This window comes from Streptomyces misionensis, assembly GCF_007896895.1.
GTDB classification, from domain to species: domain Bacteria; phylum Actinomycetota; class Actinomycetes; order Streptomycetales; family Streptomycetaceae; genus Streptomyces; species Streptomyces misionensis_A.
Window position 1 is genome coordinate 1 of sequence record NZ_VOGW01000168.1, and the last position, 23,625, is coordinate 23,625.

At 67.9% G+C, this 23,625-nt stretch carries 22 protein-coding genes and 7 pseudogenes; 18 read left to right on the forward strand and 11 right to left on the reverse strand.

All coding sequences use genetic code 11. The annotated features are described in order from the left end of the window. From FRZ03_RS27485 to FRZ03_RS27495, 3 genes are all read left to right on the forward strand, one after another. Nucleotides 1–362: AAA family ATPase (locus FRZ03_RS27485; protein WP_146467830.1), on the forward strand; the 362-nt coding region annotated here is incomplete at its 5' end. Between the two features lie 62 nt (nucleotides 363–424). Next, a complete protein-coding gene (locus FRZ03_RS27490; protein ID WP_146467831.1) occupies nucleotides 425–1,030 on the forward strand; it encodes an AAA family ATPase in 606 nt (201 codons plus the stop codon). A gap of 121 nt (nucleotides 1,031–1,151) precedes the next feature. Next, on the forward strand, nucleotides 1,152–2,312 hold the full coding sequence (locus FRZ03_RS27495) for an LLM class flavin-dependent oxidoreductase (protein ID WP_146467832.1): 1,161 nt from the start codon (nucleotides 1,152–1,154) through the stop codon (nucleotides 2,310–2,312). A gap of 82 nt (nucleotides 2,313–2,394) precedes the next feature. Here the strand turns inward: FRZ03_RS27495 and FRZ03_RS40585 are convergent, their stop codons facing one another. Next, nucleotides 2,395–3,156, reverse strand: coding sequence for an SDR family NAD(P)-dependent oxidoreductase (locus FRZ03_RS40585; protein ID WP_315902670.1), 762 nt, complete (start codon nucleotides 3,154–3,156; stop codon nucleotides 2,395–2,397). Nucleotides 3,157–3,424: 268 nt separating this feature from the next. Continuing rightward, nucleotides 3,425–3,784 carry a MerR family transcriptional regulator gene (locus tag FRZ03_RS27505; protein ID WP_146467834.1) on the reverse strand — a complete coding sequence of 120 codons (360 nt, stop codon included), beginning with the start codon at nucleotides 3,782–3,784 and terminating at the stop codon, nucleotides 3,425–3,427. 59 nt (nucleotides 3,785–3,843) lie between these two features. Here FRZ03_RS27505 and FRZ03_RS27510 point away from each other — a divergent pair, with 59 nt between their 5' ends. The 4 genes and pseudogenes from FRZ03_RS27510 to FRZ03_RS41450 all read left to right on the forward strand — a co-directional run. Then, entirely contained in the window at nucleotides 3,844–4,176 is a 333-nt protein-coding gene (locus tag FRZ03_RS27510) for a putative quinol monooxygenase (RefSeq protein WP_146467835.1), read from the forward strand. 74 nt (nucleotides 4,177–4,250) lie between these two features. Then, nucleotides 4,251–4,912: pseudogene (locus FRZ03_RS27515) on the forward strand (IS5 family transposase); the annotation flags it as partial. Nucleotides 4,913–5,020: 108 nt separating this feature from the next. After that, nucleotides 5,021–5,981, forward strand: a pseudogene (locus FRZ03_RS27520) (IS481 family transposase). A gap of 57 nt (nucleotides 5,982–6,038) precedes the next feature. Next, nucleotides 6,039–6,131 (forward strand): annotated as a pseudogene (locus tag FRZ03_RS41450) (IS982 family transposase); the annotation flags it as partial. Here FRZ03_RS41450 and FRZ03_RS41455 read toward each other — a convergent pair. From FRZ03_RS41455 to FRZ03_RS27545, 4 genes and pseudogenes are all read right to left on the reverse strand, one after another. After that, nucleotides 6,110–6,202, reverse strand: a pseudogene (locus FRZ03_RS41455) (IS982 family transposase); the annotation flags it as partial. The pseudogenes FRZ03_RS41450 and FRZ03_RS41455 sit on opposite strands and share 22 nt — an antisense overlap. Before the next feature lie 57 nt (nucleotides 6,203–6,259). Next, nucleotides 6,260–7,220: pseudogene (locus FRZ03_RS27535) on the reverse strand (IS481 family transposase). 108 nt (nucleotides 7,221–7,328) lie between these two features. After that, nucleotides 7,329–7,990, reverse strand: a pseudogene (locus FRZ03_RS27540) (IS5 family transposase); the annotation flags it as partial. A gap of 74 nt (nucleotides 7,991–8,064) precedes the next feature. After that, a complete protein-coding gene (locus FRZ03_RS27545) occupies nucleotides 8,065–8,397 on the reverse strand; it encodes a putative quinol monooxygenase (RefSeq protein ID WP_146467835.1) in 333 nt (110 codons plus the stop codon). A gap of 59 nt (nucleotides 8,398–8,456) precedes the next feature. Between FRZ03_RS27545 and FRZ03_RS27550 the strand changes: the two genes are divergently transcribed. Next, nucleotides 8,457–8,816 carry a MerR family transcriptional regulator gene (locus FRZ03_RS27550; RefSeq protein ID WP_146467834.1) on the forward strand — a complete coding sequence of 120 codons (360 nt, stop codon included), beginning with the start codon at nucleotides 8,457–8,459 and terminating at the stop codon, nucleotides 8,814–8,816. Nucleotides 8,817–9,084: 268 nt separating this feature from the next. Then, a complete protein-coding gene (locus tag FRZ03_RS40590) occupies nucleotides 9,085–9,846 on the forward strand; it encodes an SDR family NAD(P)-dependent oxidoreductase (RefSeq protein ID WP_315902671.1) in 762 nt (253 codons plus the stop codon). Between the two features lie 82 nt (nucleotides 9,847–9,928). On the opposite strand, the gene FRZ03_RS27560 is transcribed toward FRZ03_RS40590, so the two are convergent. The 4 genes from FRZ03_RS27560 to FRZ03_RS27575 form a co-directional block, all read right to left on the reverse strand. Further along, nucleotides 9,929–11,089 (reverse strand): LLM class flavin-dependent oxidoreductase, encoded by a 1,161-nt coding sequence (locus FRZ03_RS27560; RefSeq protein ID WP_146467832.1) that lies wholly within the window; start codon nucleotides 11,087–11,089, stop codon nucleotides 9,929–9,931. 121 nt (nucleotides 11,090–11,210) lie between these two features. Further along, nucleotides 11,211–11,816, reverse strand: a complete 606-nt coding sequence (locus tag FRZ03_RS27565; protein WP_146467831.1) for an AAA family ATPase — start codon at nucleotides 11,814–11,816, stop codon at nucleotides 11,211–11,213. Nucleotides 11,817–11,878: 62 nt separating this feature from the next. Beyond that, nucleotides 11,879–12,580, reverse strand: a complete 702-nt coding sequence (locus tag FRZ03_RS27570) for an AAA family ATPase (protein WP_146467837.1) — start codon at nucleotides 12,578–12,580, stop codon at nucleotides 11,879–11,881. Between the two features lie 400 nt (nucleotides 12,581–12,980). Beyond that, a complete protein-coding gene (locus FRZ03_RS27575) occupies nucleotides 12,981–13,613 on the reverse strand; it encodes a TetR family transcriptional regulator (RefSeq protein ID WP_146467838.1) in 633 nt (210 codons plus the stop codon). Between the two features lie 418 nt (nucleotides 13,614–14,031). On the opposite strand from FRZ03_RS27575, the gene FRZ03_RS27580 reads away from it, so the two are divergent. Further along, entirely contained in the window at nucleotides 14,032–14,997 is a 966-nt protein-coding gene (locus FRZ03_RS27580; RefSeq protein ID WP_261399357.1) for a helix-turn-helix transcriptional regulator, read from the forward strand. On the opposite strand, the gene FRZ03_RS27585 is transcribed toward FRZ03_RS27580, so the two are convergent. Continuing rightward, on the reverse strand, nucleotides 14,998–15,426 hold the full coding sequence (locus FRZ03_RS27585) for a MarR family winged helix-turn-helix transcriptional regulator (protein WP_146467839.1): 429 nt from the start codon (nucleotides 15,424–15,426) through the stop codon (nucleotides 14,998–15,000). A gap of 233 nt (nucleotides 15,427–15,659) precedes the next feature. On the opposite strand from FRZ03_RS27585, the gene FRZ03_RS27590 reads away from it, so the two are divergent. The 8 genes and pseudogenes from FRZ03_RS27590 to FRZ03_RS27625 all read left to right on the forward strand — a co-directional run bounded on the left by FRZ03_RS27590 (nucleotide 15,660) and on the right by FRZ03_RS27625 (nucleotide 23,576). After that, nucleotides 15,660–17,123 carry an MFS transporter gene (locus FRZ03_RS27590; protein WP_146467840.1) on the forward strand — a complete coding sequence of 488 codons (1,464 nt, stop codon included), beginning with the start codon at nucleotides 15,660–15,662 and terminating at the stop codon, nucleotides 17,121–17,123. A 156-nt stretch (nucleotides 17,124–17,279) separates the two neighbouring features. Further along, nucleotides 17,280–18,128, forward strand: coding sequence for an MBL fold metallo-hydrolase (locus tag FRZ03_RS27595; RefSeq protein ID WP_261399358.1), 849 nt, complete (start codon nucleotides 17,280–17,282; stop codon nucleotides 18,126–18,128). A gap of 169 nt (nucleotides 18,129–18,297) precedes the next feature. After that, nucleotides 18,298–18,996: pseudogene (locus FRZ03_RS27600) on the forward strand (transposase). Between the two features lie 391 nt (nucleotides 18,997–19,387). Beyond that, nucleotides 19,388–20,179 carry an HAD family hydrolase gene (locus FRZ03_RS27605; protein WP_146467841.1) on the forward strand — a complete coding sequence of 264 codons (792 nt, stop codon included), beginning with the start codon at nucleotides 19,388–19,390 and terminating at the stop codon, nucleotides 20,177–20,179. Further along, a complete protein-coding gene (locus tag FRZ03_RS27610) occupies nucleotides 20,176–21,522 on the forward strand; it encodes a class I adenylate-forming enzyme family protein (RefSeq protein ID WP_146467842.1) in 1,347 nt (448 codons plus the stop codon). The genes FRZ03_RS27605 and FRZ03_RS27610 overlap by 4 nt, the downstream gene beginning before the upstream one ends. Then, nucleotides 21,519–22,262 carry an SDR family NAD(P)-dependent oxidoreductase gene (locus FRZ03_RS27615; protein ID WP_146467843.1) on the forward strand — a complete coding sequence of 248 codons (744 nt, stop codon included), beginning with the start codon at nucleotides 21,519–21,521 and terminating at the stop codon, nucleotides 22,260–22,262. The genes FRZ03_RS27610 and FRZ03_RS27615 overlap by 4 nt, the downstream gene beginning before the upstream one ends. Continuing rightward, the gene (locus tag FRZ03_RS27620; protein WP_146467844.1) at nucleotides 22,256–22,543 is read left to right on the forward strand and encodes a phosphopantetheine-binding protein; all 288 of its coding nucleotides are present in this window, start codon (nucleotides 22,256–22,258) and stop codon (nucleotides 22,541–22,543) included. Before FRZ03_RS27615 ends, FRZ03_RS27620 begins: the two co-directional genes overlap by 7 nt. Nucleotide 22,544: 1 nt before the next feature. Continuing rightward, the gene (locus FRZ03_RS27625; RefSeq protein WP_146467845.1) at nucleotides 22,545–23,576 is read left to right on the forward strand and encodes an AvrD family protein; all 1,032 of its coding nucleotides are present in this window, start codon (nucleotides 22,545–22,547) and stop codon (nucleotides 23,574–23,576) included. The last annotated feature ends 49 nt before the right edge of the window (nucleotides 23,577–23,625 follow it).

Here is a 23,625-nt window from a genome sequence, read left to right on the forward strand (position 1 = left end):
ATGTCCGGTTCTACGCCGAGGTCATGAAGCAGATCGCGATACCGGCAAAGCAGCACACCAAGAGCAACTACGACGCGTTCGTGCACCTGCCCATCGAGTTCCCGATCGTTGAGGACGGACACCGCCCGGTCAACGAGCGCTTCCGCCAGCTCGCCGAGCAGCTGCTCCTGGAGACCCTGGACGAGCTGGAGATCCCGGTGCACATCGTCGGCGGCACGATTCCCGAGCGACTCGCGAGGATCGTCGAGATCTTCGACTTCCCGCAGGTGATGACCATCGAGCAGGCCATCGCCAGGGCCGAGGAAGAGTATGCGCAGCTCGACACCCGCAACGAGCTGGAGCGCATGGCTGACGCCGCCTGACGGCTCACCCCGGCAGGCAGTGTGCCTGCCCCCTCACCGACTTCGACTTTTGAGAGGTACGCATGCGCATCGCTTTCGTCGGCGCGTACGGCAACGGCAAGACGACGCTCACCACCGAACTGTCCAAGAAGCTCGGCCTGGAGCGAACCCACGGCAGCGCCATGCGCGACCCGGCCGGCGGCACGCCCAAGGCTCTGGAGGAGACAACCGAGCCCGAGCTGATCCAGCTCGCCGTGCGCCGCTTCACCGAGCGGGCCGTCGAAGAGGCCGCGCACCCGGAGGGTTTCCTGTCGGACGGTTCCGTGCTGCACGAGTGGGTGTACAGCAAGGTCCGCCTGGCCGTCGGCCGCTTCCCGGAGCCGACCGACACGCTGGCCGAAGCGGTGCGCGAGCCACGCACGCGGCTCTTCGAGGAGGTCGTAGACCAGCTGGGCCTGCTCGCCAAGGAGCACGCCCGCACCGGTTACGACGTGTTCATCCACTGCCCCGTCGAGTTTCCGCTGCCGGAAGGCGTCGACCCCATCAGCGAGAGCTTCCGCACACTGTCGGACGAGCTCATGCTCGACATCCTCAAGACGCTCGACATCCCCGTGCACATCGTCACCGGAACGTTCGAGGAGCGCCTGAACCAGATCCTCAGCATCCCTGGCGTGTCCGACTCCGCCTGATGCCCAGGGTCCCCTCCAGCCCGCGCACGGCCGGGCAGCAGGCACGCGCAGCCGCCCAGGTCCGGCTCTGGCATGTCGTCGCCCCGTACCCCACTTTCCCCTTCCAAGCCGAGGAGACACCTTGCACACCGGAATCGGAGCGTTCCTCTCACCGCTGCACGCGCCCGGCCAGGACCCGCACCTGACCATCCGCCGCGACTTGCAACTGGTGGAGCACCTCGATGAGCTGAACTACGACGAGTGCTGGGTCGGCGAGCACCACTCCCTGGCGTGGCCGACGATCGGTGCACCGGAGAGCTTCATCGCAGCCGCCGCGGAGCGGACCAGCCAGATCAAGCTGGCCAACGGCGTCGTCCCACTGCCCTTCCATCACCCGTACAACGTCGCGAGCCGGGCGATCATGCTCGACCATCTGTCGCGCGGCCGCTACATCCTCGGCGTGGGCCCGGGTGCCACGCCCAACGACGCCCACCAGTTCGGTGTCGATCAGGATCAGCTCAAGCGTATGGCCAGCGAGGCGATCCCTGCCGTCCGTGAGCTGGTCAACGGCGAAGAGCGCGTCAGTGCCAAGAGCGACTGGTTCGTGCTGCAGGACGCCAAGATGCAGCTGCCCCGCTACAGCAAGCCGGGTATCGAGATGGCGATCTCCAGCGTCGGATCGGCCAACAGTCCCAAGGTTGCAGGCCAGTTCGGCCTGAGCCTGGTCTCCTGGGGCGCTCCCCCGCCCGGCGCACCGGCCGTCGACCTCGCGCAGCAGTGGCGTTACGCTCAGGAAGCGGCCGAGGAGCACGGCAACACGATGGACCGCGCCAAGTGGCGCGTAGTGGCTCCGCTGTACATCGCCGAGACCCGTGAGGAGGCCTACCGCGACGCTCGGGAGGGCTTTTCGAAGTGGCTCTGGGACTACTGGGGCAAGGCCGCAGGGTTCGACGTGGCCTCAAGTATGGAGGGGGTCAAGCCCTCTCAGGAGCTCGAGGCCGGCGTTGAGAAGGGACTGGCGATCGTCGGGTCCGTCGAGGATGCGGCAGCCGCCATCCAGCGCCTGCAGGAGGAGACGGGCGGCTTCGGTACGTTCCTCGTCTATGCCATGAACTGGGCCTCGTTCGAGAAAACGAAGCGGAGCTACGAGCTGCTTGCCGAACAGGTCGCGCCCCGCTTGTCGGGCAGTACCACCCGGGGGGACGAATCGGTCCAGTGGAGCATCGACAACCGGCACGTCTTCCCGCATACGCAGGCCAGGCGCGATCGGGCCGAGCGTGAGGGACGGTCCGTGCACTCATAGAGCGCACGCCGGTTTCCGGCTCGGGCGGTGTCTGCGCCCGAGCCGGACTCGCGGCGAACTGCCGCGAAGGGAACGTGTCGGGTCAAGCTGTGGCTGTGGCGCCACTGTCGACCGGGACAGCGGCACCCGTGACGAATGAGGACTGGTCGCTGCACAGCCATGCGGCAGCTCGTGCGATCTCGAGCGGGTCCGCCATCCTGTGCTGCACCGACTCTGCCATGAAGTCGCCTTCCAGACTCGGGTGCGTCGTAATGATCTGCTGCATCATCTCGGTCCTGGTCACCCCGACGACCAAAGCATTGACCCGCACCCCTTGTCGTCCGTAGTCGGCTGCAGCAGCTTTGGCCATCCCGATAACTGCGTGCTTCGCGGCAACGTAGGCGGCGGAGGCGCCTGTGGCGGCTACGCCAGCGACGCTCGAGGTGTTGACCACTGCACCGCCACCGCCCGCCAGCATCGCCGGGATCTGTTGCACAAGGCAGTTCCATACGCCGCGGACGTTTACCTCCATCGTGCGGTCGTAGACGTCGGTGCCGATCTCGTGCAAAGGGGCGCTGGCAGAGGCGAAGCTGGCGTTGTTGAATGCCTCGTCGAGTTGGCCGAAAGTCTCCACTGCACCGCGTACGGCGCGTTCGACGTCCTCTAGGCGGCAGACATCCCCGGTGATGGCCAGGGCTCGGCCGCGATCCGAACAGATCCGCCCGGCCAGCTCTGCCAGTCGGCTTTCACCTCGCGCCATGAGCACGACGGCTGCCTCCTGGGCGGCGAACAGTTCGGCCGCGCCCGCTGTACGGCGCGGTCCAGGCCGTCGGAGACGATGCCCATCGGTCGGGCTTCCTTTCAAGACAGGCCGTACGGGCCCCTGCCGGACAATCACTCGGCCCGGCAGGGGAAATCGGTGCCGGCCCGGGCGATCGCGCGCGACAGGGGCGCCCCAGGGGCCCTCTCGCGGCTGTAAAGCTGTAGGGTCTCGCCGGTCCTGTCGGCCTGACGGGCCTGTGAACTGCGGCTTCACCCGCTGTCTCAAAACCTTTCGGTCTCCCGGTGTCTCAGCTTTGGCCGGGATTGCGAAGGGGCGGAGCAGTCGCGGATGCGCGGGAGCGGGCGCAGACTTACGCGAGTGCCGGCATGTGAGTCCGGGAAGCGGAGATGAGGGCGGCCAGCGAGGTGCGCGTTTCCGACAATACGGAGATCCGGTCATCCAGACCCTGCAGGTGCTCCTGGAGGGTCTCCAGCCGGCATTCGGCGACCGTGCCGTCCTGGCGAACGCAGGGCAGAAGATCGCGGATGACCCGGGTCGGGAGGCCGGCGTCCAGCAGCGCGCGAATGCGGCGAACTGCCGCGGGAGCGTCGTCGTCGTAGCGACGGTGGCCGCTGTCGAGACGGTAGGACGCCAGGAGGCCCTGTTCCTCGTAGTAGCGCAGAAGCCGGACGGAGGTGTCCGTCGCGGCGGCGAGCTCGCCGATCTTCATGTGTCGCTCCTCACAGCCCCTTGAATCTCACATTGATGTGACATTTTAGCGTGAGGGCCATGACCAACAACACAGATCACCCCATCGCCCTCTACGGATTCCTCCGCCCCAGGCCGGAGCGCGCGGACGAGGTCCGGAGCATCCTGTCCGCCTTCGTGGAACCCACCCGGCAGGAGCCCGGCAACCTGCAGTACCACCTGCACGAGCACGAGGACGGCCGCTTCTTCCTGTACGAGGTCTGGCGTTCACAGGAGGATCTGGACCGGCACAACGCGACGCCCCCGCTGAGGGCCTTTCTGGAGAACCTGCCGGCCTTCCTGGAGGGAGCCCCGGAGGGCTACTTCGACACGATGCTCAGCCCCTACCCCGAGGCCGAACCGGCTACCGCCTGAGAGGTCGTTTTCTCCCGATGTTTTATCCCGGAATAAGACCGTGTCCTATGTGGTGAGGCGTCGTTGAACTCTGCATGGGGCGGGGCACGTGGAGTTGGATTGTTCCGGACGGGTTGTGGGAGATCGCGAAGCCGCTGATCCCGCCGTCGAAGGTGCGGCCGCAAGGCGGCGGTACGCAGGACACACCTGATGAGACGCTCTTCGCCGCGATCATCTACGTCCTGGTATCCGGGTGTGCCTGGCGTGCGTTGCCCCTGTGCTTCGGCATCTCGAAGTCGACCGCCCACCGGCGGTTCTTGATCTGGTCCAGAGCCGGTGTCTGGGGCCGTCTCCACGAGGCCGTGTTGCACCGGCTCGACGACGCCGGCCTGGTCGACGTCACGCGGACCGTCCTCGACACCGCCCACGTCCGCGCTAAAAAAGGGGCGAACACACAGGTCCGAGCCCCGTGGACCGGGGCAAGCCGGGTTCCAAGATGCACATCCTGTCGGACGCGAACGGCCTGCCCCTCCTCGTCGGCGTCTCCGCCGGCAACACCCACGACAGCGAAGGGCTGAAACCGATGGTGGAGGGTCACCAAACGAGACACGACCCTCACCGCGGCCGGTACTTCAAGCCCCAGCGCCTGCACGCGGACAAAGCCTATGACCGCGCTGACCTGCGCAGGTGGCTGCGCGGTAAGCGCATCGGAGTGCGCATCGCCCGCAAGGGCATCGAGTCCAGCGAGCGATTAGGTGTGCTGTCCCGGGGCGTTGGTGACACGCGGGCTGGGTGCTTGAACGGGTGAGGGCCTTCTGGGTTCGGTGTGGATTGCGAAGTCTGCACCGATGTCCAGGAGGCCCTCGTGTCCCACCGTAATGCCCCGCTGACCCCGACCGGGAGGCTGCGTCTGGCCCGGTGTGTCGTGGACGACGGCTGGCCGCTGCGCAGGGCCGCGGAACGCTTCCAGGTCAGCCACACCACCGCCGCACGCTGGGCCGGCCGCTACCGCCAGCTGGGCGAGGCCGGGATGCACGACCGCTCCAGCCGCCCGCACCACAGCCCGCGCCGGACGCCTGCCGGGATCGAGGCGGAGGTGGTGCGGATGCGGCGCGAGCACCGCATCGGCCCGCTGCGGCTCGCCGCCCGCACCCGGATCGCCGCCTCCACCGCCCACCGCATCCTCGTGAGGCACGGCCTGCCCCCACTGGCAGCCTGCGACCGGGCCACCGGAACCAGTCCGCCGCTACGAACGCTCCCGTCCCGGCGAACTCATCCACATCGACGTCAAGAAACCCGGCCGCATCCCCGACGGCGGCGGCCACAAAGTCCTCGGCCGAGCGGCCGGCCGGGCCAACCAGGACCGCCGAAACGGCACCGGATACGCCTACCCGCACACCGCCCTGGACGACCACTCCCGCCTGGCCTACACCGAGCACCTGCCCGACGAGACCGCCGCCACCTGCGCGGCCTTTCTACGACGAGCAACTGCCTGGTTCGCCCAGCAGGGCGTCACCGTCGAACGGGTCCTGACCGACAACGCCTGGGCCTACACCAAGAACACCTGGCGCGACACCTGCCGCGAGCTGGGCATCAGCCCCCGCTGGACCAGGCCCTGGCGCCCGCAGACCAACGGCAAGGTCGAACGCTTCCCCCGCACCCTGCTCGACGAATGGGCCTACCAGCGGCCCTACACCTCAGAAGCCGAACGACAGGCCGCGTTTCCCGACTGGCTCGACTGGTACAACCACCACCGACCCCACACCGGCATCAGCGGCCAACCACCCGCCAGCCGCGTCACCAACCTGTCCGAACAACACACCTAGACGAGTAGTTCCGAATGCGGGGTTCACGGACGTGGGGAGGGTGCCCAACATCGGGTTGTGACGACCGAGTTAGACACCCTCTTGACCGCACTGTACGTGCACATCGACGACCGTCTGAAGACCCCGCGCCGAGGCGGCCGGCCGCCTCGGCGCGGGGTCTTCAGACGGTCGTCGATGTGCACGTACAGTGCGGTCAAGAGGGTGTCTAACTCGGTCGTCACAACCCGATGTTGGGCACCCTCCCCACGTCCGTGAACCCCGCATTCGGAACTACTCGTCTAGGTGTGTTGTTCGGACAGGTTGGTGACGCGGCTGGCGGGTGGTTGGCCGCTGATGCCGGTGTGGGGTCGGTGGTGGTTGTACCAGTCGAGCCAGTCGGGAAACGCGGCCTGTCGTTCGGCTTCTGAGGTGTAGGGCCGCTGGTAGGCCCATTCGTCGAGCAGGGTGCGGTGGAAGCGTTCGACCTTGCCGTTGGTCTGCGGGCGCCAGGGCCTGGTCCAGCGGGGGCTGATGCCCAGCTCGCGGCAGGTGTCGCGCCAGGTGTTCTTGGTGTAGGCCCAGGCGTTGTCGGTCAGGACCCGTTCGACGGTGACGCCCTGCTGGGCGAACCAGGCAGTTGCTCGTCGTAGAAAGGCCGCGCAGGTGGCGGCGGTCTCGTCGGGCAGGTGCTCGGTGTAGGCCAGGCGGGAGTGGTCGTCCAGGGCGGTGTGCGGGTAGGCGTATCCGGTGCCGTTTCGGCGGTCCTGGTTGGCCCGGCCGGCCGCTCGGCCGAGGACTTTGTGGCCGCCGCCGTCGGGGATGCGGCCGGGTTTCTTGACGTCGATGTGGATGAGTTCGCCGGGACGGGAGCGTTCGTAGCGGCGGACTGGTTCCGGTGGCCCGGTCGCAGGCTGCCAGTGGGGGCAGGCCGTGCCTCACGAGGATGCGGTGGGCGGTGGAGGCGGCGATCCGGGTGCGGGCGGCGAGCCGCAGCGGGCCGATGCGGTGCTCGCGCCGCATCCGCACCACCTCCGCCTCGATCCCGGCAGGCGTCCGGCGCGGGCTGTGGTGCGGGCGGCTGGAGCGGTCGTGCATCCCGGCCTCGCCCAGCTGGCGGTAGCGGCCGGCCCAGCGTGCGGCGGTGGTGTGGCTGACCTGGAAGCGTTCCGCGGCCCTGCGCAGCGGCCAGCCGTCGTCCACGACACACCGGGCCAGACGCAGCCTCCCGGTCGGGGTCAGCGGGGCATTACGGTGGGACACGAGGGCCTCCTGGACATCGGTGCAGACTTCGCAATCCACACCGAACCCAGAAGGCCCTCACCCGTTCAAGCACCCAGCCCGCGTGTCACCAACGCCCCGGGACAGCACACCTAATCGCTCGCTGGACTCGATGCCCTTGCGGGCGATGCGCACTCCGATGCGCTTACCGCGCAGCCACCTGCGCAGGTCAGCGCGGTCATAGGCTTTGTCCGCGTGCAGGCGCTGGGGCTTGAAGTACCGGCCGCGGTGAGGGTCGTGTCTCGTTTGGTGACCCTCCACCATCGGTTTCAGCCCTTCGCTGTCGTGGGTGTTGCCGGCGGAGACGCCGACGAGGAGGGGCAGGCCGTTCGCGTCCGACAGGATGTGCATCTTGGAACCCGGCTTGCCCCGGTCCACGGGGCTCGGACCTGTGTGTTCGCCCCTTTTTTAGCGCGGACGTGGGCGGTGTCGAGGACGGTCCGCGTGACGTCGACCAGGCCGGCGTCGTCGAGCCGGTGCAACACGGCCTCGTGGAGACGGCCCCAGACACCGGCTCTGGACCAGATCAAGAACCGCCGGTGGGCGGTCGACTTCGAGATGCCGAAGCACAGGGGCAACGCACGCCAGGCACACCCGGATACCAGGACGTAGATGATCGCGGCGAAGAGCGTCTCATCAGGTGTGTCCTGCGTACCGCCGCCTTGCGGCCGCACCTTCGACGGCGGGATCAGCGGCTTCGCGATCTCCCACAACCCGTCCGGAACAATCCAACTCCACGTGCCCCGCCCCATGCAGAGTTCAACGACGCCTCACCACATAGGACACGGTCTTATTCCGGGATAAAACATCGGGAGAAAACGACCTCTCAGGCGGTAGCCGGTTCGGCCTCGGGGTAGGGGCTGAGCATCGTGTCGAAGTAGCCCTCCGGGGCTCCCTCCAGGAAGGCCGGCAGGTTCTCCAGAAAGGCCCTCAGCGGGGGCGTCGCGTTGTGCCGGTCCAGATCCTCCTGTGAACGCCAGACCTCGTACAGGAAGAAGCGGCCGTCCTCGTGCTCGTGCAGGTGGTACTGCAGGTTGCCGGGCTCCTGCCGGGTGGGTTCCACGAAGGCGGACAGGATGCTCCGGACCTCGTCCGCGCGCTCCGGCCTGGGGCGGAGGAATCCGTAGAGGGCGATGGGGTGATCTGTGTTGTTGGTCATGGCCCTCACGCTAAAATGTCACATCAATGTGAGATTCAAGGGGCTGTGAGGAGCGACACATGAAGATCGGCGAGCTCGCCGCCGCGACGGACACCTCCGTCCGGCTTCTGCGCTACTACGAGGAACAGGGCCTCCTGGCGTCCTACCGTCTCGACAGCGGCCACCGTCGCTACGACGACGACGCTCCCGCGGCAGTTCGCCGCATTCGCGCGCTGCTGGACGCCGGCCTCCCGACCCGGGTCATCCGCGATCTTCTGCCCTGCGTTCGCCAGGACGGCACGGTCGCCGAATGCCGGCTGGAGACCCTCCAGGAGCACCTGCAGGGTCTGGATGACCGGATCTCCGTATTGTCGGAAACGCGCACCTCGCTGGCCGCCCTCATCTCCGCTTCCCGGACTCACATGCCGGCACTCGCGTAAGTCTGCGCCCGCTCCCGCGCATCCGCGACTGCTCCGCCCCTTCGCAATCCCGGCCAAAGCTGAGACACCGGGAGACCGAAAGGTTTTGAGACAGCGGGTGAAGCCGCAGTTCACAGGCCCGTCAGGCCGACAGGACCGGCGAGACCCTACAGCTTTACAGCCGCGAGAGGGCCCCTGGGGCGCCCCTGTCGCGCGCGATCGCCCGGGCCGGCACCGATTTCCCCTGCCGGGCCGAGTGATTGTCCGGCAGGGGCCCGTACGGCCTGTCTTGAAAGGAAGCCCGACCGATGGGCATCGTCTCCGACGGCCTGGACCGCGCCGTACAGCGGGCGCGGCCGAACTGTTCGCCGCCCAGGAGGCAGCCGTCGTGCTCATGGCGCGAGGTGAAAGCCGACTGGCAGAGCTGGCCGGGCGGATCTGTTCGGATCGCGGCCGAGCCCTGGCCATCACCGGGGATGTCTGCCGCCTAGAGGACGTCGAACGCGCCGTACGCGGTGCAGTGGAGACTTTCGGCCAACTCGACGAGGCATTCAACAACGCCAGCTTCGCCTCTGCCAGCGCCCCTTTGCACGAGATCGGCACCGACGTCTACGACCGCACGATGGAGGTAAACGTCCGCGGCGTATGGAACTGCCTTGTGCAACAGATCCCGGCGATGCTGGCGAGCGGTGGCGGTGCAGTGGTCAACACCTCGAGCGTCGCTGGCGTAGCCGCCACAGGCGCCTCCGCCGCCTACGTTGCCGCGAAGCACGCAGTTATCGGGATGGCCAAAGCTGCTGCAGCCGACTACGGACGACAAGGGGTGCGGGTCAATGCTTTGGTCGTCGGGGTGACCAGGACCGAGATGATGCAGCAGATCATTACGACGCACCCGAGTCTGGAAGGCGACTTCATGGCAGAGTCGGTGCAGCACAGGATGGCGGACCCGCTCGAGATCGCACGAGCTGCCGCATGGCTGTGCAGCGACCAGTCCTCATTCGTCACGGGTGCCGCTGTCCCGGTCGACAGTGGCGCCACAGCCACAGCTTGACCCGACACGTTCCCTTCGCGGCAGTTCGCCGCGAGTCCGGCTCGGGCGCAGACACCGCCCGAGCCGGAAACCGGCGTGCGCTCTATGAGTGCACGGACCGTCCCTCACGCTCGGCCCGATCGCGCCTGGCCTGCGTATGCGGGAAGACGTGCCGGTTGTCGATGCTCCACTGGACCGATTCGTCCCCCCGGGTGGTACTGCCCGACAAGCGGGGCGCGACCTGTTCGGCAAGCAGCTCGTAGCTCCGCTTCGTTTTCTCGAACGAGGCCCAGTTCATGGCATAGACGAGGAACGTACCGAAGCCGCCCGTCTCCTCCTGCAGGCGCTGGATGGCGGCTGCCGCATCCTCGACGGACCCGACGATCGCCAGTCCCTTCTCAACGCCGGCCTCGAGCTCCTGAGAGGGCTTGACCCCCTCCATACTTGAGGCCACGTCGAACCCTGCGGCCTTGCCCCAGTAGTCCCAGAGCCACTTCGAAAAGCCCTCCCGAGCGTCGCGGTAGGCCTCCTCACGGGTCTCGGCGATGTACAGCGGAGCCACTACGCGCCACTTGGCGCGGTCCATCGTGTTGCCGTGCTCCTCGGCCGCTTCCTGAGCGTAACGCCACTGCTGCGCGAGGTCGACGGCCGGTGCGCCGGGCGGGGGAGCGCCCCAGGAGACCAGGCTCAGGCCGAACTGGCCTGCAACCTTGGGACTGTTGGCCGATCCGACGCTGGAGATCGCCATCTCGATACCCGGCTTGCTGTAGCGGGGCAGCTGCATCTTGGCGTCCTGCAGCACGAACCAGTCGCTCTTGGCACTGACGCGCTCTTCGCCGTTGACCAGCTCACGGACGGCAGGGATCGCCTCGCTGGCCATACGCTTGAGCTGATCCTGATCGACACCGAACTGGTGGGCGTCGTTGGGCGTGGCACCCGGGCCCACGCCGAGGATGTAGCGGCCGCGCGACAGATGGTCGAGCATGATCGCCCGGCTCGCGACGTTGTACGGGTGATGGAAGGGCAGTGGGACGACGCCGTTGGCCAGCTTGATCTGGCTGGTCCGCTCCGCGGCGGCTGCGATGAAGCTCTCCGGTGCACCGATCGTCGGCCACGCCAGGGAGTGGTGCTCGCCGACCCAGCACTCGTCGTAGTTCAGCTCATCGAGGTGCTCCACCAGTTGCAAGTCGCGGCGGATGGTCAGGTGCGGGTCCTGGCCGGGCGCGTGCAGCGGTGAGAGGAACGCTCCGATTCCGGTGTGCAAGGTGTCTCCTCGGCTTGGAAGGGGAAAGTGGGGTACGGGGCGACGACATGCCAGAGCCGGACCTGGGCGGCTGCGCGTGCCTGCTGCCCGGCCGTGCGCGGGCTGGAGGGGACCCTGGGCATCAGGCGGAGTCGGACACGCCAGGGATGCTGAGGATCTGGTTCAGGCGCTCCTCGAACGTTCCGGTGACGATGTGCACGGGGATGTCGAGCGTCTTGAGGATGTCGAGCATGAGCTCGTCCGACAGTGTGCGGAAGCTCTCGCTGATGGGGTCGACGCCTTCCGGCAGCGGAAACTCGACGGGGCAGTGGATGAACACGTCGTAACCGGTGCGGGCGTGCTCCTTGGCGAGCAGGCCCAGCTGGTCTACGACCTCCTCGAAGAGCCGCGTGCGTGGCTCGCGCACCGCTTCGGCCAGCGTGTCGGTCGGCTCCGGGAAGCGGCCGACGGCCAGGCGGACCTTGCTGTACACCCACTCGTGCAGCACGGAACCGTCCGACAGGAAACCCTCCGGGTGCGCGGCCTCTTCGACGGCCCGCTCGGTGAAGCGGCGCACGGCGAGCTGGATCAGCTCGGGCTCGGTTGTCTCCTCCAGAGCCTTGGGCGTGCCGCCGGCCGGGTCGCGCATGGCGCTGCCGTGGGTTCGCTCCAGGCCGAGCTTCTTGGACAGTTCGGTGGTGAGCGTCGTCTTGCCGTTGCCGTACGCGCCGACGAAAGCGATGCGCATGCGTACCTCTCAAAAGTCGAAGTCGGTGAGGGGGCAGGCACACTGCCTGCCGGGGTGAGCCGTCAGGCGGCGTCAGCCATGCGCTCCAGCTCGTTGCGGGTGTCGAGCTGCGCATACTCTTCCTCGGCCCTGGCGATGGCCTGCTCGATGGTCATCACCTGCGGGAAGTCGAAGATCTCGACGATCCTCGCGAGTCGCTCGGGAATCGTGCCGCCGACGATGTGCACCGGGATCTCCAGCTCGTCCAGGGTCTCCAGGAGCAGCTGCTCGGCGAGCTGGCGGAAGCGCTCGTTGACCGGGCGGTGTCCGTCCTCAACGATCGGGAACTCGATGGGCAGGTGCACGAACGCGTCGTAGTTGCTCTTGGTGTGCTGCTTTGCCGGTATCGCGATCTGCTTCATGACCTCGGCGTAGAACCGGACATCGTCCGGCATCTCGACGTTGTCGAGGTCCACGGACTCGTTCGGGTTGATGCCGACCTTGACCCGGACGTTGGCGTACGACCACTCGTGCAGGGCGGAGCCGTCGGATATATAGCCGTTCGGCAGGTGGCTCTCAGCGACCGCCCGTCCCTGAATCCGGCGGGTGATCAGCATGATCAGCTCGGCGCCGTTGCACTCCTCGAGCGTCTTTCCCGGCAGGGAGATGGGAAGCAGCTCGCGCATGGTGGGGGCCGCAGTGCGCGGGATCCCGGTCAGATGGGCGATCGCCATGCTGGTGATCGTCTTGCCGACGGAGTAGGTGCCGGAGATGGACAGGTTCACTGATGCTCCCGGTGGAGTCGTGAGGCGAGACGGGGAAAGCGGGGTTAGGCGTTTGCCCGGGGCGGTACCGATCGCACATGCGGCGGACGGTGCCCAGGCGTTCGGTCCGTCGGCGCGGCCGGTGAACACGGTGCGGTGCGCTGCGCGTTCGGCCCTCGCCGACCCACGTGAGAAGCATGGCAACGGCCTACGGAGCTGCCCAGACTCCGGATTCAACAGTGTTGGCGGGCCAGCCATCGCGCACACCATTGCCCACACCAACAGGACGCCGAGAAGGCAGGTTGGGCGAGGGCCGCGCGGGGTGGCCCACTGCACGAAGCGGCGCCGGCCGTGGTCGCCATACTGGACGACCACGGCCGGCGCCGCTTCGTGTGCTTCGCTTCCTGCACGCGTTTCGACCCTACGCGCGCGACGTGAACTCCGCATGGCAGTCCGCCAGGCCCGAGAGGACGAGGTCCCACACGTCGGCCAGCGCTTCCACAGGCGCCGAGCCGGTGCCGGGCAGAGCCGACTCCTCCAGGCCGGAGACGAGATGCCGTGTCAGCGTCGCCACGGTGTCGGAGGTCACCCCGGTTCTGAACTCGTTGCCGCCGCACGCCTGTTCGATCAGCCGGCGCACGCTGGGCAGCCAGCTGTCGCGCCAGTCCTCCTGACCCGCGACGCGCTCACGTGTGAGACGTGCGGACGCGCGGACGGTGGCCTGCGTCGCCAGGAGTTCGCCCAGGGCCAGCGTAATCCGCACGATGCGCGGCAGTGCGGGCCCTGGACCACCCCATGCCCCGTCCGGCCCGTTGGGCGCGGCGATGCGCAGGACGGCCTCCCGAGTGAGGGCCGCACCATCGGTGTGGATCGCGTGCGCCAGGTCCCGCTTCGTGGGGAAGTGGAACGTCAGGGCTCCCATGGTCACCCCGGCCGCCTTGCTGATGCGGTGCAGGGACGAGCCGTCGTAGCCGAACTCCGAAATCTCCAGGGCGGCTGCCTGGAGCAGACTTTTGCGTGTGCGCTCGGCCCGTTGCTGGCTCGCCATCATCATCTGTCTCCCTCGAGCCGCAGGGCTCGCTCCGGTGACTCGTCAGCCGCTTCGCCGACGGGTGACCTGAGCAGCTTGCCGCCTGACTCCTCGAAAAAACCAATCGATCTCTATGATTATTCAGCACTACCACCAGGGAGCAAGACCTGACGTGGCACGCTCTCAGGCGATGAACAGAGTGAAGATTTTGTTATGAGGCTTGCTATCGACACTCCGATTCCCGTCCCTATGTGGGCAAAAGGGGCAAAGATGCGTGTTCAATGTGCTGTATCGCGCCAACTTCTCGCGCCGTACTCTGTAAAAAAAGGAGTGATTCCTCTGTTTGAGGTGGAGAAAAAAAAGATCGATCACTATCTTGTTGGTTGTGCACCGCGCCAAGAGCGGGCGGGTGTGAGTTGATTCGCGGAGGAGGACGGCCACGATGACTGCCATGGGATCGTCGGCAACCCGTGTTGCGCTGCTGATGCGTGAGACGGGGCGCCCGGAGGCTGACCGGGCTTCCCGTCAAAAAGGGCTCCAGGGCGTCGTACCACCTAGGCCCTCCACCCTGAAGTTCGCTGAACTGGGCAGCTTTCTCGCTGCGCGGCGGGCCGAGGTGACGCCGGAGCAGGTGGGGCTGCCGGGCGGTGGATCGCGCAGACTGACCGGACTGCGCCGCGAGGAGGTGGCGATGCTCGCGGGGATCGGCGCATCCTGGTACGCGTGGATCGAGCAGGGGAGGGCGAAGAACGTCTCCCAGGAGATCCTGGAGGCTATCGCGCACGTGTTGCGCCTGAACGAGGTGGAGTGCCTGCACGTGATGCGGCTGGCGGGTTACGCCGTTCCGCGCAGGCCGCGTAATCCGGTCGACGACGACCGGCGCCTCGCGATGCGGGTCGTCGACAGTTTCCTGCCCAAGCCGGCCTACTTCGTCGACCGTTACTGGGACGTCGTGGCGGCCAACCGCATCGCGACGCGGCTGCTGGGCTTCGAAGGGGCGAACCACAACTACCTGGAGACGCTCTTCCTTGACCCCCGTACCCGCGACCGGTTCGCCGACTGGGAGCGAGTGGCGGACGAGGCGGTGGCGCGGTTCCGTACGCAGAGCGGCGAGTTCCTCGGCGATCCGCGACTTGCCGCGCTCACCCAGCACCTGCGCGAGGGCAGCCCCGTCTTCGCGGATCTGTGGGAGCGGCACCGCTTCGGTGACGGGACGCAGGTCACGCAGGTGCTGACCCATCCCGACCTCGGACAGGTGGACTTGTCACAGATCTGTCTCGACTTTGCGGCGCGGCCTGGGCTCCAGCTCATTCTGCTGGATCCGCAGTCCGGCGCGGTCGCGGACCGCCTGGCGCGCTGGGCGCAGGACAACCCCCTGACGCAGGTCGGGGTGCGTGTGCCGGCCTGATCAGTTCTCGGCCACTGCCCGCCGCAGCAGCGCCGTCAGCGTCGCCTGCTCGTCGTCACTGAGTCTGCTCACCGGCGAATCGGTCCCGAGCCGCTTCACGACCCGCTTGCGCAACGACGCGCCGGCCGGTGTGAGGTGGAGCAGCTTGGCGCGCCGGTCGGTGGGATGCGCACGACGCTCCAGCAGGCCGAGCGCTTCGAGCCGGTCAGCCACGAACGTGGCGTTCGACGCCTCGCAGTGCATGCGCCGGGCCAGTTCGCGAAGGGTGCGTGGCTCGGGCAGCTCGCGCAGGGCGATCGCCTGCGCGGAGGTCAGGCCGAAGGTGTCCGACACCTGCCGGGTGTGCCGGTCGATGGCCTGGGCCAGGGCGTTCACCAGGCTGCACACCTCGCTGCTCGGGAGCCGGTCGGACGGTGGGGAGATCGCCATACACGCATCGTAGCGGTCGCTCCTGTGGAAGCTTCAAGAAATCTAGTACGAACTCGAAGTGACTGGTCCGCAAGGGCTCTTGCTGTCACTTCCCAACTGGCCCTATGGTCAAGCTAATTACTTCTAGTTCGAATGATATGAACTAGAGCCATGTGGTGCGGTGGTGCGGCCGGAAGGCCGGCCGTACCACCGACCAGCTACCCCCCAGAACATCCAGAGAGGTGCACAGACCCATGACCGCATCGGGTACCACCCGCCGCCCAGCCCTGATCCTGGCTGCGCTGGCGCTGGCCCAGCTGATCATCGCGCTGGACTACAGCATCGTGTTCGTCGCTCTGCCGGACATCGGCAAGGGGGTGGGTTTCTCGGGACAGCAGCTGCAGTGGGTCATCGGGGCCTATGCCGTCGCCTTCGGCGGATCCCTGCTCCTCGGCGGACGCCTGGCCGACCTGCTCGGCCGCCGTCGCATGTTCCTCACCGGGCTTGCCCTCTACGCGATCGCCTCGGTTGCCGGAGGCATGGCCACCGAACCGGGCCTGCTCGTGGCCGCCCGCGCCGTGCAGGGTATCGGCGGAGCGCTCCTCGCCCCGGCCACCCTCTCGCTGCTCACGACCACCTTCGAAGAGGGCCGTGAACGCAACCGGGCGCTGGGCATCTGGGGCGCGACCGGCAGCAGCGGCATGGTCGTCGGCTCTCTGCTGGGTGGCGTGCTGACACAGGCGTTCGGCTGGGAGGCGATCTTCTACGTGAACGTGCCTCTGGCCCTCGGTGTCGGTCTGCTCGGCTTGCGCGTGCTGCCGACCGACGCCACGGCCGAGCGGCGCCAGGGCTTCGACCTGCCCGGCGGTATCTCCGTGACCGCAGGTGCACTGCTTCTGGTCTTCGGGCTCGTCCAGGGCCCCGAGGCCGGCTGGGCCGCGCCCGTCACGCTTATCAGCTTCGTCGCCGCCGCGGCCCTGATCGTGGCCTTCGTCGTCATCGAGTCGCGCACCGCCGACCCGCTGGTGCCGCTGAAGGTCTTCTCCTACAAGAGCCTGCGGCTCGGCTCGCTGATCACGTTCATGTTCATGGCCACCTTCGGAGCCAGTGCCTACTTCCTCACCCTCGCGCTGCAGACAGTCCGTGACTGGAGCGCCCTCGCCACCGGCCTGGCGTTCATTCTGCCGTGCGCCTGCGTGCTGGTCGGCTCTGTCATCGGCGGCAAGCTGTCCACGGCGATCGGTGTCCGCGGCACTCTCGCCATCGGCCTGGTGATCGGCTCGGTCGGCACCGCCCTGTTCGCTGCCTTCCTGGACTCCGGTTCGACGTACGTGCAGATGGCCCCCGGCATCGTCGTCTTCAGCCTCGCGCAGGGCGTCATCTGGACCGCCATGTTCGCAGCGGCCACTGCCGGGGTTGAGGAGCGGCTGCAGGGTCTTGCCTCCGGTCTCGCCACGAGCGGGCAGCAGGTCGGCGCGGCCGTCGGTCTCGCCGTCCTGGTCGCCGTCTCCAACGCGGTGGCCGGTTCCGACCCCACCCCGGCCAAGCTGTCCAACGGCCTCCAGGCCGCGACGTACACCTCGGCCGTGCTCATTTTGCTCACCGTCGGGCTCGCCCTCGCGCTGAACAAGCAGCCCAAGGCGGCGGCCGCGGAGAGCTCGCAGGTCGTGACGGGTGGCCTCCCCGCCGAGCCGGCAGTGCAGGCCCAGAACACCTGACGCTCCATCGAATCCTGTGGCGTAGGGCCCACGCCGATACCCTCACGCCGGAATTGGCCGAGGCCCGGTATCGAACCCATCGATACCGGGCCTCGCTCGTGCGACGCCGCGAGGGCCTGCACACCCACCCCACCGCCCCACACCGAAAGAGTCGTCATGACGCACCACGACGCACTGTCCACCACCGACAGCCACGCCAGGACGATCCGCCTCGGGGAGCACACCATCACCGTCCTCACGGACGGCGGCGTCCAACTGCACCCCCTGCACTGGTTCCCCGATTCCGTGTGGGACGACTGGAGCGCCCCCGGCGCCTCCCCGCTGGATGGCACCGGACACATCCCTGCCCCCATCACTGCACTCCTGGTCGAGCACCGCGACCGGTCCCTCCTCATCGACAGCGGGTACGGCGCGCACAGCGTGGCCGCCGAGGACACCATCGCCACCATCGGAGGCCTGTACGGCGGACAGCTCCCGGCCGAACTCGCCCGCCATGGACGCGAAGGCGCGGACGTCGACACGGTCGCCTTCACCCACCTCCACGACGACCACGTCGGGTGGGCCTTCGGGGCCGGGCCCGACGCCCCGCGCCTCTTTTCCCGTGCCACGTTCGTGGCCTCCGCTGCCGAGTGGGCAACTGGAGAGCACCGGGCGGGCGAGGCGGTCACACGGGCCGTGGATCCGGGCGAGGAGTTTTTTCCCGGGGTCCGTGCGTGGGCCACTCCCGGGCACACCAACGGTCACACCGCCTACGTGATCTCGGCAGGCGGCCGCCGGCTGATCGCCTTCGGCGACGTCTTCCACGTCCCCGACCAGATCGCCCGTCCCGGCTGGACATGCGCGATGGACGCCCTCCCAGAGCAGGCGGTGCGGACCCGGCACGCGATGGTGGCCGAGCTGATCCGGCCCGACACGCTCGCCTTCGCCACCCACTTCCCCGCGGGACCGCTCGGACAGGTGAGGGCCCGCGGCGGCATCCCGCGCTGGACGGCCCTGGACGCGTAAGGGCGTTCACAGTGCGGGGTGCGCCGGCTCCCGGCCCACAGTGAGCGTTTTCAGCGTGGCCACTGATCGGGTGACGCCCATGAGGTCGGGGTGAGGGCCGCAACGTACGGAGCCCCCGTGCCGTTGGGGGAGGTGTTCGAAGCCTCAACCCATCCGCACCGGAGCTTCGTTGGTTCCCTGCCCTGCCGCACTCGGCCTTCCGCATGCCCTCGTCGAGGGGGTCACGATGCTCATCGTCACCCGTGAGGGCGGCCGACGGGCAAACTCCCGCCGCACCAGCGGGTGCTCGTCGCTCTGGTGTACCTACGCCGCCACGACACCCTCACCCGGTTCGCATCCGGCTTCGGGATCTCCGTGGCATCGCGCACGCGTATGTCACCGCCGAGACCGGCCTGCTGGCCGAACGAGCCCCCTGGCCTGCTCAAGACTCTGCGCGAGCACGATCCGGAGTTCGTCCTGCTGGACGGGACCCTGGCCGAGTGCGACTGCGTCGGCGACAGCCCGAGCCGACTACTCGGCCAAGCACACCGCCCGGCACGGAGTGAACGTCCAGGTCGTCACCGACCCCACCGGTGAGGTGCTGCGGATCTCACCCGCGCTGCCGGGACGCATCCACGACCTGACCGCAGCCCGCACCCACCGCATCATCCGGATCTGCGAGCGTCAGGGCGTCCCGATCCTCACCGACCGCGCCTACCGGAGTGACGGTAGCCGGGTCACCACCGGACTCAAACGGCCACCAGGCGGTGAACTCACCCTCACCCGGCGCACCGTCAACCGAGCCCTGGCTGCGGCGAGGGCACCGGTCGAACGCGGCATGGCACGGCTGAAGTCCTGGCAGACCTTCCGCAGATCACGCATCCGTTGATCAGTGAGATCACCAGCGCAACGACCGGGAACCCTGCCGCGTTACGAACCCGCCGCCGGCCGACATCACTCAATGACCACGAGATGAGAAGGGTTCAGTGTGTTGGTGGGAATGGCAGTGTCCTTGGCAGTGGCGTCGCGGAAGCCGGTGACATTGAAGTCTGGGGAGCTGGGACACCCGCTGCGATGATTCATCGCGTGAGTCGGAACTTCCTTTCGAAGTTCGCGGCAGAAACCGGATCCGCCTCTGCCGACCCCGTGACCGGGAGCCGGAAATGTCCGCTCACCACGGATATTCCTTCCGTGGTCCGAACCGATCTCCCACCGACAAGGAATGACACGGGAATCCATCGCGTCGTTCTCCCGCCCAGGCCACAGGAGGTACCGGACAGATGAGACGGGTGAAAGTCGCCTTTTTCGACGTGGATCACACCGTGACCACCTCGGGAAGCATGTCCCGGTTACTGGCCTATTACCACGCGGCATTGGGTCATCCCCGCCGGGACTTCGAGGACCGGATGTGCGAACTCAAGGCCATGACAGCCGTCGGATGTCCGCGTGAAGCGGTCAACCGAGCCTACTACGCCGGTCTGGAGGGCCTCGACGCGGAAGTCATGGCCGCGATGGCCGGGGCCTGGTTCGACGCGGAACTCGCCACGGGCGGCTTCTACCACGAGCCCGCCGTCGCCGAACTGCGCCGGCACCAGAAACACGGTGCGTACGTCGTACTCGTCTCCGGCTCCTTCCCCGCGCCGCTGCGCCTCATCGCCGAGGACCTCGGTGCGGACGAGTTCCTGTGCACGGTGCCATGCGTCGAACGGGGCCGCTACACCGGTGACTTGGACGGGCCGCCGATGATCGGGACCGCTAAGGCGGATGCCGCGCTGAAGGTCCTCCTGCAACGCGACGTCCCGGCCCGTGACTCCATCGCGTACGGGGACCACGTCTCGGACCTGCCGCTCCTGAGAGCTGCCGGTTCGGGTGTCGTCGTCGGCGGGGACCACAGGCTGCGCACCCTGGCGAGCGCCGAGGGCTGGACTCTGCTGCCCGGCACCCCGCCCGCACCGGACCTCCGCCTCCCGGCCTGGTCCGCCCCGGCTCATCCTTCCCCCTGGGCGGCGCGCGGCCGCACCGCACAACCCTTTGTCATCTCAGCCCGCTATGACATGTCGGAGAGCGCATGACTGCCTGGTTCTTTCAACGACTGGAACAATTCGGGGACGCCGACGCCATCGTCTTCGAAAGCCGGACGCACAGCTACCGGCACGTACTCGGTCTCACCGCCCGATGGGGCGAGCTTCTCGACGCCCACGGCATCCGGTCCGGTGACGTCGTCGCGCTGGAGGGCCCGAGCAGTGTCGAGGCGTGCGCCGGACTGCTCGCTCTGATCGCGCGCGGAGCCGTCGTCGTACCCCTGGCCCCGCTGCCGGCCGCAAAGCGGACGGAGCTTCTCGACGTCGCCGAGGTCGAGACGGTCGTCACCCTCGGAGCGTCCGCCGCCGAGCACCGCGTCGAGCACACCGGACGCCGCGCCGAACACGCCCTCTACGGGCACCTGCGCGCCGCGGCCACCCCCGGCCTGGTGCTGTTCAGTTCGGGCACCACCGGGCGCAGCAAGGCCACCGTCCTCGACATGGCGAAGATGCTGGGCAAGTACCGTGAGATCCGCAGGGCTCAGCGCACCCTCGGCTTCCTCAACCTCGACCACATCGGCGGCATCAACACCCTGCTGCACACGCTCAGTCAGGGAGGCGCGCTGGTCACCATCGCCAAGCGCACCCCGGCCACGGTCTGCGCCGCCGTTGCCGCGCACCGCATCCAGGTGCTGCCCACCACGCCGACGTTCCTGAACATGCTGCTGATCTCGGGAGCGTACGCCGACCACGACCTCGGCTCCCTGCGGCTGATCACCTACGGGACGGAGCCCATGCCGCTCGGCGTCCTGCAAAAGCTTCACGAGGCACTGCCCGGGGTACGCCTGAAGCAGACCTACGGGCTGTCCGAACTCGGCATCCTGGCCACCAAGTCACGCAGCGACGACAGCCTCTGGGTCAAGCTCGGCGGCGCCGGATTCGACTACGACATCCGGGATGGAATCCTGTGGATCCGGTCTGACATTGCCATGCTCGGCTACCTCAACGCGTCCGCTCCCTTCGATGACCAGGGGTACTTCAACACGCAGGACGCCGTCGAGGTCGACGGTGACTACGTGCGCATTCTGGGCCGGAAGTCGGAGATCATCAACGTCGCCGGAGAGAAAGTCTACCCGGGCGAGGTGGAGAACGTCCTGCTGGAGATGGACATCATCGCCGACGCCACGGTCTCCGGCCGCAGCAGCCACATCACAGGACAGGTCGTCCAGGCCCTCGTGAAGCTGACGCGCCCGGCTGATCCCAAGGACGTGGCCCGCCAGGTGCGCCGCTACTGCGCCGAGCGGCTGGAGGCGTACAAGGTACCGCTCCTGGTCGAGGTGTCGCAGGACGACCACCACTCCGAACGCTTCAAGAAGATCAGGGCCGCGGCATGAGCGCCGCACCCGCGGACCGCCGGGTGGCACTCGTCAGCGGCGGCAGCAGAGGACTCGGCCGGGTCCTGGTCGAACGTCTGCTCGCCGACGGCTGGTCCGTGTCGACGTTCAGCCGGACGTCCAATGACTTCGTCACCGAGATGTCGGACAAGTACCAAGACGCCTTCCACTGGGAGTCCGTCGACCTCTCCGACTCCCAGGGCCTGCGCGCGTTCGCGCGCGACAGCGGCAAGCGGTTCGGCCGGCTCGACCTCCTCATCAACAACGCCGGCGTGCTGCACCAGGAACTCTTCCTCACCACCGCCCCCGGTCAGATGGAGGACCTGATCCGGGTCAACCTCCTCGCCCCTCTGCACCTCACCCAGGCCTGCGCCCGGCTCATGGTGCGTGGCGGCGGCGGAAGCATCGTCAACGTCTCATCCATCAACGCCATACGAGGATACCGGGGCGTCTCCGTCTACGCCGCTGCAAAGGCCGGCCTCGAAGGCCTCGGCCGCAGCATGGCGCGCGAGTTGGGCCCGCAGGGCGTACGGGTCAACACCCTCACTCCCGGATTCTTTGACAGCGACATGACTGCGGACGTCACGTCGCGCAACCGAGAAAGGATCCAGCGGCGCACGCCGCTGGGACGGCTGGGGACGGTGGACGAGATCGCCGACGCGGTCCTCTTCCTCGCCACGCCCCGGTCACGCTTCATCACCGGACAGACCATGGTCATCGACGGAGGCATCACATGCTGAAGGACACCCACGCCACGGACAGCCCCGTGCAGCGGACCATCCTGCGTGAGATCGACAGCGTTCTGCTCAACGATGAGGGCGCCGCCGAATACAAACTGGACGACCCGCTGCTGACGGCCGGCCTCAACTCCCTGCTGCTGGCCCAGTTGCTGCTGCAGCTGGAGGCCGAGCTCGGCACCGACCCGTTCACCGGGGACCGGTCCATCACCGACGTCCGCACCGTCCGGGAACTGATTGACGCCTACGAGGAGTCGATACGTACCGCAGGGGCGGGTGTGTGACATGACCACCAGCATCGATCGGCAGCTCCTGCTGCAGTCCATCGACGACTACCTCGGCCCCGGCGACGCGCGGTTCTTCTCCCGCGGCTACCAGCGCGCCGAGTACCGCGTCGGCGACATTGTCGTCGCCCCGGTCGACGCCCCGGACGCCGGGGTGCGGGGCACCGTCGACGTCGGCTACCCGGCCGACTGGTCCCGCAAGAAGGACGGCACGGACCTGCGGCCCCACCTCAGCACGGTTGACGCCCTCGTCCTGGGCGTCCAGCTCGCGGAACTCCACCTGACCTACGGGTACGGCCTGGACGCCGCGGCTCGCCGCCGCATGCGCCTGCACAAGGTCGTGCTGCGAGCGGGCGGCGCCCCCCAGGAGGAGCTGCTGGACATTCCGCTGGCGGCCCGCCTCGTGGAGACCACGGCGCTGCCCGACCGGGACGGCCGCTTCCGGTCCGTGCACAACTGCACCGTCGGTAACTTGCAGGTCCGATGCGAGATCGAGCACGACATCAGCACCCGCGCCGTCACGGAGGCCCGCTACGACGGCCTCGAGGACGCGCTCGGCCCGGATCGGGACCGGTTCTGGGGCGCCGGCTTCAAACGTCGGCGCCATCACATCCGTGAAGTCGGCATCGACCTGAAGGAGTTCACCGCCCGCGCCGACGTCACCTTCGACCCGGAGACCGAGCCCGCACACAGCGGCATCGAGGGCGACCGGTGTTCGGCCGTCTCCCTCATCGACGCCTTCGTGGTCAACCTGCAGCTGGCCCAGGTCCTCCTGTATGAACTGGACTCGATCAGCCGCGCCGAGAGCAACACGCTGTGGATGATGCAGACGGTGCTCGAGGCCTCACCCGAGCGGCCGGGGCACACCAGCCGCGACACCCATGCCGCGCGGGCCGCGCTCAGCAGCCGGCGGCTGCTGCCCCTGCGCGGCGGCCTGTGGCGCAGCGTCGAGATCACCGCAGAGCTCGCGGGCGTGAACCTGCGGTGCGGCTTCGCCCACGAACTGCCCCCCGGCGCCGTGGTCGCCGACTGAGCGAGGACTTTCCCGAACGCGGCCGGTGGCGCGCCTGCCAACCCCGGCG